At 41.1% G+C, this 1,220-nt stretch carries 2 protein-coding genes; both read right to left on the bottom strand.

Going from position 1 to position 1,220, the window contains the following annotated elements; all coding sequences use genetic code 11:
• Positions 1-39: 39 nt before the first annotated feature.
• Positions 40-888: an IS3 family transposase gene (locus tag ABXZ36_RS15765; protein WP_354616641.1), complete on the bottom strand. Its 849-nt coding sequence runs from the start codon at positions 886-888 to the stop codon at positions 40-42.
• On the bottom strand, positions 885-1,163 hold the full coding sequence (locus ABXZ36_RS15760) for a transposase (RefSeq protein ID WP_354616640.1): 279 nt from the start codon (positions 1,161-1,163) through the stop codon (positions 885-887). Before ABXZ36_RS15760 ends, ABXZ36_RS15765 begins: the two co-directional genes overlap by 4 nt.
• Positions 1,164-1,220 lie beyond the last annotated feature (57 nt).

Here is a 1,220-nt window from a genome sequence, read left to right as displayed (position 1 = left end):
TCCCCATCTGTAAGACAGTTTAAAGATATTTATTATTAATTATGATGCCATTTTTTTAGTGTTATAAATTTGATCGGGCGGTACTTTTCCTATCTCTGTATGCCTTCTTTTGGTATTGTAGAATTCAATATATTCCCTTACCATTTGATAGAGATCCAGTCCCCCGTTCGGAGGATTAAGATATATCTTTTCATATTTGATCGACTTCCAGAAACGCTCGATGTAAATGTTATCCAAAGCTCTTCCCTTACCGTCCATGGATATTTGGATGTTATGTCCTTTAAGTACATCAATATATTGGGTACTGGTGTATTGAGACCCTTGATCGGAATTATGTATCTCCGGTGCCCCGTATTTGGCAATTGTGTCCTCTAAGAGTTCTATGCACCACTCTTTGTCCATTGAATTTGAAATACTCCAATTAAGTATTTTTCTACTGTGTACATCGATTATGGCATTCATGTACATAAAGCCCCGCAACATAGGAATATAAGTGATATCGGTCTGCCAGAGCTGATCGGGGCGTTCTATTTTAAGGTCCTTTAGCAGATAAGGATACTTGTAGCTCTTGGGATCCCTGATCGTGGTCCTAGGCTTTCTATAGATGGCCTGTAGGCCCATGAGTTTATATAAACGCCTTATCCTTTTAACGTTTACACGATACCCAAGGTCAAGGTTCAGATAATCGGTCATCCGTTCCGCCCCATAGTAGGGGTGTTCCAAAAAGTACTCATCCATTGCCTTCATGAGTCTTAGGTTCAACGGGCTCTCGCTCCTGGGCCTATAATAAAGACCGGAGCGATGGATATTAAGCAACTTGCATTGTTGGACAAGACTTAGCCTTGGATGGGACCTTAACACCTTTTGTCTTCTTTCGGTAGTACTCATTTGCCCAAGGCTTTCTTTAAAAAATCGTTCTCGACCTGTAACTGACCGATTTTATTGTAAAGCGGCCCGGTCCCGGAATCGGAATCTTCTTTTTCCGGTTTGGACCCGAAGGCCAGATCTGCATTTTCCAAAAACTCCCGTTTCCAACTTGATATTTGTGTAGGATGTAGTTCGAATTTGGCAGCGAGCTCTTGCAGGCTGCTCTGCTCCTTTAACGCCTCAATAGACACTTTGGCCTTGAACGATGCACTGAATTTTCTTCTTGATTTCTTCATATTTGACAGGGTTAAATTACAACTTAACTTGCTGTCCTAAAATTGGGGAGTATTATA

The organism is Sediminicola arcticus (assembly GCF_040566695.1).
GTDB lineage: Bacteria > Bacteroidota > Bacteroidia > Flavobacteriales > Flavobacteriaceae > Sediminicola > Sediminicola arcticus.
The sequence above is the reverse complement of the archived record's forward strand: the minus strand, read 5'-3'. Positions and strand labels throughout refer to the sequence as shown.